The organism is uncultured Sphingomonas sp. (assembly GCF_902806265.1).
Classification (GTDB): domain Bacteria; phylum Pseudomonadota; class Alphaproteobacteria; order Sphingomonadales; family Sphingomonadaceae; genus Sphingomicrobium.
Window position 1 is genome coordinate 1 of the sequence record NZ_CADCVZ010000041.1, and the last position, 7,674, is coordinate 7,674.

Genomic DNA, 7,674 nt, shown 5'->3' on the forward strand with positions numbered 1-7,674 from the left:
GACCGGACCGTAACTATGCCGCTCCAGGCGGTAGTGCGTGACTCGCGACAGAACATCATACTGCAGCGTGACGATGTGGTGACCGCGCTCTACCAGCCTTTTACTTTCACGGTGTTGGGCGCTGCGGGCAAGAACGAGGAGGTCCGATTCGAGGGAGTGGGCCTGTCACTCTCGCAGGCGCTGGGCCGTATCGGCGGCCTGCAAGATATGCGCGCCGACCCCAAGGGCGTCTTCCTATTCCGCTGGGAGGATCCGCAACGAGTGCGAGGTCTTATGCCAGCTCAGGCGGGCCTTCCCGAGAACCGGGTTCCCGTCATCTACCAGGTCGATCTTAAGCAGCCACAAACCTACTTCGCCGCACAACAGTTCCCGATGCGTGATGGCGACGTCATGTTCATCTCGAACTCGCCAACTGCTGATTTCCAACGGTTCGTGAATGTCCTGGCGTCCTCCGTCCTTCCGGCAGTCTCCGTCTCTAATTCCGTGCGCGCGTACTAGGCAGCCGTTTGTCGGCGAACGACAGGCCGTTGCTGCTCGACGTCAGCCGTCTGATTTGGCGGCGGTGGGCCGGTCGGCTGCCGACCGGCATCGATCGGGTCTGCCTCGCCTATCTCGCGCGATACCGCGCCGAGGCACAGGCCGTGGTGCACGGACGCGGCGTGCGCCGGATCCTTGGCGAGTCCGCTTCCGACCGCCTGTTTGACGCGCTTGCCGGAACAGGGGAAGGGTTTCGCAAAGACTTCGTTCGGCTCCTGCCGAAGCTGCTCCGGCCCTCGCCGACGTTTGGGGCTGGCCGCGGGCGGTTGTACCTGAACGTCGGGCACACCGGTCTGCAGGAACAGGGTTTGATTGACTGGACCCGAGCGGCGGTCGTTCGACCGATCTATCTGATCCATGACCTTATCCCTATCACCCATCCGGAATATTGCCGGGCAGGAGAAGCGTCGCGGCATGCCGAGCGCGTCCGGAACATCCTGCTTAGCGCCACCGGGATCATCGCTAACAGTTGCGCTACCCTGGAGAGCCTTGTCGAGTTCGCAGCGCGCGAGCGCTTACCGATGCCGCCGGCGGTGGCGGCCTTGCTGGGTGTCGAGCTCTGGCGAGGCCCGCCCCGCGAAGCGGAGGCACATGCCGAGCGCCCGACCTTCGTCATGCTCGGCACTATCGAAGCGCGCAAGAACCACCTTATGCTGCTCCAGATATGGACGCGGATGGCGCGACAGCTAGGCTCACGCACGCCGACCTTGCTGATCATCGGCCAGCGCGGCTGGGAATGTGAGCAGGTGGTTGATCTACTTGAACGATGCCAGCCGCTCAAAGGACATGTGTTCGAGGTGGACCGGTGCAGCGACGGCGAGCTCGAGCACTATCTCCGCACCGCAAGGGCCTTACTCTTCCCTAGCTTGGTGGAAGGCTTCGGCCTTCCGCTGATCGAGGCACTTGGCGTTGGCACTCCGGTGATCGCCAGCAACCTGCCGGTGTTTCGTGAGATCAGCCCCACGATCCCGACCTATCTCGATCCTCTCGACGGTCCGGCATGGCAGCGGGCCGTGCTAGCGTATGCCGAGGAAGGGAGTGTGGTTCGCCAGGAGCAGCTAGTCCGACTGGCGAACTACCGACCGCCTAGCTGGAATGATCATTTCGCCATCGTGAGCGATTGGCTGCTGCAGCAATAGAAGGGCACGGCACCGCACAATTTGTTGGCCATGTTCTCCACCAACGTTGTCACCGCCGACTCGCTGGCTAAGCCGCCGCGCACTAGACAGCGGTCGACGAGCACACGACGGAAAGCGGCATAGAGCCCCGGCTCCGGGGGTGACGGATCGATCCAGAAGTCATCAAGGTGACCTTCAAAAGTCAGTCCGGCGATCTTGTAGATGGCTTCTCCGAGCACGCAGACCGGCCGGTTCGCCTGAAGCGCAAGTGTCGCCGACGTGCTGTTTACGCAGACCATGCCGGTGGCCGCGGCGGCAAGATCTTCGAGGTTGCCGCCGTCGATGTAGTGCACGCGGTCGGCAATGCCGAGCTTCCAGGCCCGGCGGCTGATGAACCGCGACCAGGGAAAAAAGGAACAATCCAAGGGATGCGCCTTGATCAGGAGGTGCGTGCCGCTCGGCGCGTGGCTGGCGAAACTGTCGAGCACAAAGGCGGTGGCCACGGGCACGTCGGGGAAGGGCGAATGCGACCGGATCTGGTAGTCGCCCGACAATTGCAGCGGCAGAAGGAAGAAGCGCTTGCCACCCATCCGCTCGAGCGTGCGTCTGGTCTGACCTTCCCGCCAGCCCCGAACCAGATATTTCCAGCTCCAGCCGACCGCTTCGGACAGGGCTGAGGCGGTCCGGTGGGTGCGGTAGTGCGGAAACGTCCAAGGGGATCCGAGGTAAAGGGCAGTATAGTACCAGGCGGAGTCCCGGACGCGGCGGCGGAAATGGGCAGTGACCGGCGGAAGCTCCGGCTCCTCCGGCAGTTGCCGGGCCTGCTCCAGGAACCATTCTTTGTCCCGCCGCAGCCGCGAATGGGCGTTCACCCCTTCCAGCTCGAGCGTCATCCAGTGCGGCCGGAGATAACCTTCCTCCAGCACATGGGTGCGGATGCCCCGAAGCGTAGCAATGCCGCGGGCGGTCACATGGTAGGGGCGGCAGTCACCGAACAACAGGACGTCCGTGATCTGGTGGCGGCGGAGAAAGGCGTCAAAGAACATAGGCCAGTCCGAAGACCTGCCCTGGAAGTCGGTGGCGGGCTCCTGCCAGTTAACCCGATCGCCGGCGCAAATGTTGATCCGGTGAACGGTTATGCCGCGGCTGCGCAGGACGACCGCCAGGCGCTGCAATAGCGGCCCGGGCGGTCCCTGAAGGAAGACGAACGACCGGCGCTGCGGAACAGGGCTCATCTTTGTCATCGCACGAAGGCCCGTAAGCTGCTTTTCAACCGACCTTGCAGACGCCGGATCGCGGGCAACACGCCGGCCGTGGATTCAACGGTGGCGCAGAGGCGCTGAACCATTGTCTCCGCCGGACAAGGCAAGCCGCTCACCGGGTCGAAATACCGTGGGTACAGGAGCAGGGTGGCGGCGACAAGTTCGTCCACCGTCCGGCGCGCTGTGCGGCGCGGGGGCACAGGGCCGAGATCGGATGTCAGCCCCCAGCCGGCGTAGAAGGGAACGCCATGGGTGGTCACCGCCTTACCGCGCATCAACGCTTCGAAGCCAGTAAGCGATGTGTTCACATGAACGGCGTCGACCATATCAAGAAGTGCAGAAATTGGCTGCTCCGCGGCTATCATATCGGCGTATTGCAGGGCGGCCTGCGGAGGGACGTCGCCACTACGATGACCGGCTAAGACATCCGGATGCGGCTTGTAGAGGATGAAGGCATCCATTTCGAGCGCGCGAACCCGTCTCAGCAGTTCGAGGTTCGAACGGAGGCCGCAGCCGCCGGTCATCACCGATCGGTCGTCCTCGACCTGTCCTGGCACCAGGATGTGCCGCCTCGCGCGCCCCGGCCGTGGCAGTTGGACCGTGCCGCGCTCGTACTTGCCAAGACCAGCTGCCACGATCGTCGCGCGCAACTGCCTCGCGCGCTCAACCAAAGCGTTGTTGAAGTCGCCGCTTTGCAGCAAGCACTCCAGATCGCTCGGCTGCCCGGGGTCGAAGTGCGCCCCGCGCCGGTCCACAGTGATCGACAGGGGAGGTACGCAGTCAGAACCGAGCCCGCTGGACCGAAGGAACCCGTCTTCTACCTCGACCATCACTAGGTTGCGGCGCTCAACATCACGGATGACTCTGGGAGGCGCTTTCGACCGCCAGACGGCGATCGCCTGCCTACGGAGTTCCGCCGGTAGCTCCCGGTAAAATGGAAACTCGTCCACACCGCTCCAGAGCAAGGGCGCGACGGTTCGCCGCTTCCAAAAAGCGAAGCCGATCCCACCGGCAAGATCCCGATTTGCATCGATCAGCCGACGCCAGAAACCGCACAGTTCGATTGCTTGGCCGAGGCTGATCGGTTTTCCGGAGAAAGGATCAACCACCGTACTGGACGGTAGCCGCAACCCGAGCTTGCCTTTCGGTGCGGGCGACAGAGTGCCGGCCACTGGATCGAATAGCTGGATTGGCACCCCGAGCATGGCGGCGATAGCGGCGACCTCGTCCTCCGCTTCGGCGACCAAGGCGGTAGCACCGGACAGCATGTGCCACGGATCGCATTCGCCTGTGATCCCGGCGTGCTCGTCCGCCTTCCCAGCGGGTTCCGACCACAACAGCGGCTCACTTGAACCTGTAGCGAGTGCCCGCGAGGACCGGAGGGCACTCACCGGCCGCACCAGCAAATACCTCACCGGGAGGTTGGGCTGTTCGGCCCAGAAGCTCCCGCCGACCCGGTGTTGCCTCATCAGGTCGATACAGCGCTGCACCTCATCCGCTGCAGCCGGAATTGAGCCGGGCGGTTCGTGGAAGGCGCCTACCTTGGCACCCGGAAAGGGCGGGATCCGCAACAGCGCCCGAGGCTGCCCGCCTTCAGCTGATTGAAGCATCACCGTCCACCCTGCGACCGCAAGAGGCGAGCGCGAGCAGGGTCCGCACCAACGGCTCTACCCGGTCCAGAGGAACGGCGTTGGGGCCATCGGACAGAGCTTCGTCCGGCCGCGGGTGGCATTCCATGAACAGACCTTCCACGCCAACCGCCACTGCGGCCCGTGCCAGCGGTTCGACAAACTCGCGCTGCCCGCCGGATCGGTTGCCGAGCGCGCCGGGCTGCTGAACGCTGTGGGTCGCGTCGAACACAATGGGACAGCCGGTTTCGCGCATTTCCACCAAGCTGCGCATGTCCACCACAAGGTTGTTGTAGCCGAAGCTGGTCCCACGCTCACAGACCATGATCTTGTCGCTGCCCACGCCGGCGCGCGTCGCTGCCGAGCGCGCCTTTGAAACAACAGCCTTCATTTCAGCTGGCGCCATGAACTGCGCCTTCTTGATGTTCACCGGCCGGCCGCTTGCAGCCACCGCTTCGATGAGATCGGTCTGGCGAGCGAGAAACGCCGGAGTCTGGAGCACGTCCGCCACTTCAGCCACGGGCCTCACCTGATCTGGCGAATGAACGTCGGTCAGCACCGGCAGCCCAGTCTCGGCTCGCACTTTCTGGAGGGCCCGCAAGCCTTCCTCCATGCCGGGGCCGCGGAACGACTGGCCTGAAGTGCGATTGGCCTTATCGAAGCTGGCCTTGAAGATGACGAGGATGCCAAGCCGGTCCCCGATGGTTCGGAGCCGACCGGCGATCTCCAGGCACAAGGCCTCGCTCTCGACAACGCAAGGCCCGGAGATAAGGAACGGTCGTGCGTTGCTGAGGTGGTGCCCGAGAAGCTTCATGCCAGTCTTCTAATTCGCTAGTCGCCGACGCAGCTCTTCCTCGATGAGCGGCACGTCCGCCGGATTGTTCAGCTCGACGATCGGCCCGTCGGGTTTGTTGCATAGAACGATGCCCATGCGAACGCCCGCGTCAAGGAAGCGCAGCTGCTCGAGGCCTTCGACTTGCTCCAGCATGCTCGGAGGCGTTGCGACATAGGCGACGAGCGCTTCGGGTCGGTAGGCGTAGACGCCAAGGTGCAGGTGCACGGGGAAGGAAACGCCTTCCGGCACGTAGGGGATGACGTTTTTGGAAAAATAGAGCGCGTCACCGCGAGCGTTGAACACGACCGTTGTTCCGCCCACGCGGCCGGCAGCGCGATCGTTCAACAGGTGCCCGGCCATCACCGGAGTGCAGGCGATCGCCGGCGTCGCCACCGCAAAGCCCGGCTCCTGCGTCATCCGCCGGACGAGTGCGGTGACAATGTTCGGCGGTGTCAGCAGCGCATCGCCCTGCAGGTTGATCACGATTTCCGGCGGGAATGGCAGGAGGCTGAGGGCAGCTGCGCAGCGCTCCGTTCCATTGGCGCAATCGGCGGGGGTCATCACCACTTGGCCGCCGAACCGCTCCACTTCCTCGGCGATTCGCTCGTCATCGGTCGCTACAAGAATGGAGCTTACCCCGGTGACGGCCTGCGCGGCGCGCCAGGTCCATTCGACGAGCGTGCGCTCAACCCCTTCAGCCCCCCGCAAACGCGCCAGCGGCTTTCCCGGATACCGCGTGGAGGCGAACCGGGCTGGGATGATGATGCAGCAGGACGGCTGGCTGTCCTGCCGACGGGTGTCAGTCATTCCGGAGGCGGGCGAAGTCGTGGATGTGCACCAATCCTACCGGCCGTCTCGGCGCATCATGCGCGCAGACGAAAAGAGCAGTGATCCGATGCTCCTGCAGCACGGCGAGGACGTCCTCGCACAGCGCTCCCTCGGGCACGAGCTTCGGATCGGGCGTCATCACGTCAGACGCCCTGCAGCTGAAGAGATGCTGGCTGTGGCGGCGCAGGTCTCCGTCCGTGATCACGCCGACCAGCTCACCATCGTTCATGACCCCGGCGATGCCGTAGCTCTTGCGGGTCATCTCAATGACCACGTCGGCCATGGACGTGTCCTGATCGACCAGCGGAAGGCTGCCGCCCATATGCATCAGCCGATCTATGGGTTGGAGCCGGTCGCCGATCGCACCTCCGGGATGCAGCAGCTGCAGCCGCTCGCGCGTGAGCCCCCGGACTCGCATCGCCGCCACCGCCAATGCATCGCCAAGAGCGAGCATCAGCGTCGTCGAGGTCGTCGGGGCGATGTTTACGGGGCAGGCCTCGCGCACGGCCGGCAGCAGGAGCCGGACGTTGGCGGCTTGCATCAGCGGAGAGGCATGTTGCGAAGCGACCGCGATGATCGGGCAGCCGAACAGCTTGGCGTGCCGCAGGACCGAACGCAGCTCGGGCGTTGAACCCGAGTTGGAGAGGATGATCAGCGTGTCCCCCGGCGTGATCATCCCGAGGTCGCCATGCGCCGCTTCCGCCGGGTGGACGAACAGGGCGGGGGTGCCGGTGGATGCCAGGGTTGCGGCGACCTTGCGGCCGACATGACCCGACTTGCCCATGCCGCTGACGATGACGCGCTGCTTGGTTGAGACCAGCAGGTCTACGGCCTTTGCGAAGCTCTCGTCGAGATGGTCGGCCAATTGCAGCAGGGCTCGAGCCTCCGTCTCGATGACCTCGCGTCCGTTCGATAACGCGCGAGCAGCTTCGCCGTCGGCATGGACGACAGGAGGTGCAAACGCCGACATTATTCTTCCCCGCTCATAGGATGATCCCCGATCGGCCTCCCATCTTACCCCCAGGCGAGAAGCTTAATCTAGCATAAACTGGTCAGAGTCGGGTCTTTGCTTGCCTGTAAGCGGCTAGTGATCCCCCAACTGCATCGTTTGCTGCGGGTGTTCGGCTTGGCTTGATTCGATCAATCCCGCGCGGCACTTCCCATCGGGTCGGAGCTTCCGCGGGAAGCAGAAGACGAATACAGGGCCGTACGGTAAACGGCGAGCGTCTCCGAAACGCAGCGTTCCCACGAGTAGCTCGCCGCCACCCTCAATCCGTCGGCGATGACGGAAGAGCGCCAACCCTCGTCGGTGAGCGCTTTTTCGATGTTTGTGGCAAAATCGGGAATGTCGTCTGGATCGACGGCTAGCGCCGCTCCTTGTGTCACCTCGGTGAGGCACGACCTTGGCGAGATCAAGCAGGGAACTCCGCTCGCCATAGCCTCCACGACCGGTAGACCGAATCCTT

7 protein-coding genes and 1 pseudogene are annotated in these 7,674 nt (G+C 64.0%); 2 read left to right on the top strand and 6 right to left on the bottom strand.

Going from position 1 to position 7,674, the window contains the following annotated elements; all coding sequences use genetic code 11:
* Nucleotides 1–498, top strand: a pseudogene (locus QZX62_RS08680) (polysaccharide export protein); the annotation flags it as partial.
* A gap of 8 nt (nucleotides 499–506) precedes the next feature.
* Nucleotides 507–1,676: a glycosyltransferase family 1 protein gene (locus tag QZX62_RS08685; protein WP_294173695.1), complete on the top strand. Its 1,170-nt coding sequence runs from the start codon at nucleotides 507–509 to the stop codon at nucleotides 1,674–1,676.
* Here QZX62_RS08685 and QZX62_RS08690 read toward each other — a convergent pair.
* The 6 genes from QZX62_RS08690 to QZX62_RS08715 all read right to left on the bottom strand — a co-directional run.
* Nucleotides 1,637–2,890, bottom strand: a complete 1,254-nt coding sequence (locus tag QZX62_RS08690) for a capsular biosynthesis protein (RefSeq protein ID WP_294173696.1) — start codon at nucleotides 2,888–2,890, stop codon at nucleotides 1,637–1,639. The two genes, QZX62_RS08685 and QZX62_RS08690, sit on opposite strands and share 40 nt — an antisense overlap.
* 5 nt (nucleotides 2,891–2,895) lie before the next feature.
* Nucleotides 2,896–4,527: a capsule biosynthesis protein gene (locus QZX62_RS08695; protein WP_294173697.1), complete on the bottom strand. Its 1,632-nt coding sequence runs from the start codon at nucleotides 4,525–4,527 to the stop codon at nucleotides 2,896–2,898.
* Nucleotides 4,511–5,359: a 3-deoxy-8-phosphooctulonate synthase gene (gene kdsA, locus QZX62_RS08700; RefSeq protein ID WP_294173698.1), complete on the bottom strand. Its 849-nt coding sequence runs from the start codon at nucleotides 5,357–5,359 to the stop codon at nucleotides 4,511–4,513. The genes QZX62_RS08695 and kdsA overlap by 17 nt, the downstream gene beginning before the upstream one ends.
* 9 nt (nucleotides 5,360–5,368) lie before the next feature.
* Nucleotides 5,369–6,187 (bottom strand): 3-deoxy-manno-octulosonate cytidylyltransferase, encoded by an 819-nt coding sequence (locus QZX62_RS08705; RefSeq protein WP_294173699.1) that lies wholly within the window; start codon nucleotides 6,185–6,187, stop codon nucleotides 5,369–5,371.
* On the bottom strand, nucleotides 6,180–7,178 hold the full coding sequence (locus tag QZX62_RS08710) for a KpsF/GutQ family sugar-phosphate isomerase (RefSeq protein ID WP_294173700.1): 999 nt from the start codon (nucleotides 7,176–7,178) through the stop codon (nucleotides 6,180–6,182). Before QZX62_RS08710 ends, QZX62_RS08705 begins: the two co-directional genes overlap by 8 nt.
* A 170-nt stretch (nucleotides 7,179–7,348) precedes the next feature.
* A partial coding sequence (locus QZX62_RS08715; protein ID WP_294173703.1) for a glycosyltransferase occupies nucleotides 7,349–7,674 on the bottom strand: 326 nt, incomplete at its 5' end.

What these genes read in the sequence shown, in the direction of transcription:
- QZX62_RS08705 (WP_294173699.1), bottom strand. Translation starts at nt 6,187, where the DNA reads ATGACTGACACCCGTCGGCAGGACAGCCAGCCGTCCTGCTGCATCATC.
- QZX62_RS08690 (WP_294173696.1), bottom strand. Translation starts at nt 2,890, where the DNA reads ATGAGCCCTGTTCCGCAGCGCCGGTCGTTCGTCTTCCTTCAGGGACCG.
- QZX62_RS08710 (WP_294173700.1), bottom strand. Translation starts at nt 7,178, where the DNA reads ATGTCGGCGTTTGCACCTCCTGTCGTCCATGCCGACGGCGAAGCTGCT.
- QZX62_RS08695 (WP_294173697.1), bottom strand. Translation starts at nt 4,527, where the DNA reads ATGCTTCAATCAGCTGAAGGCGGGCAGCCTCGGGCGCTGTTGCGGATC.
- kdsA (WP_294173698.1), bottom strand. Translation starts at nt 5,359, where the DNA reads ATGAAGCTTCTCGGGCACCACCTCAGCAACGCACGACCGTTCCTTATC.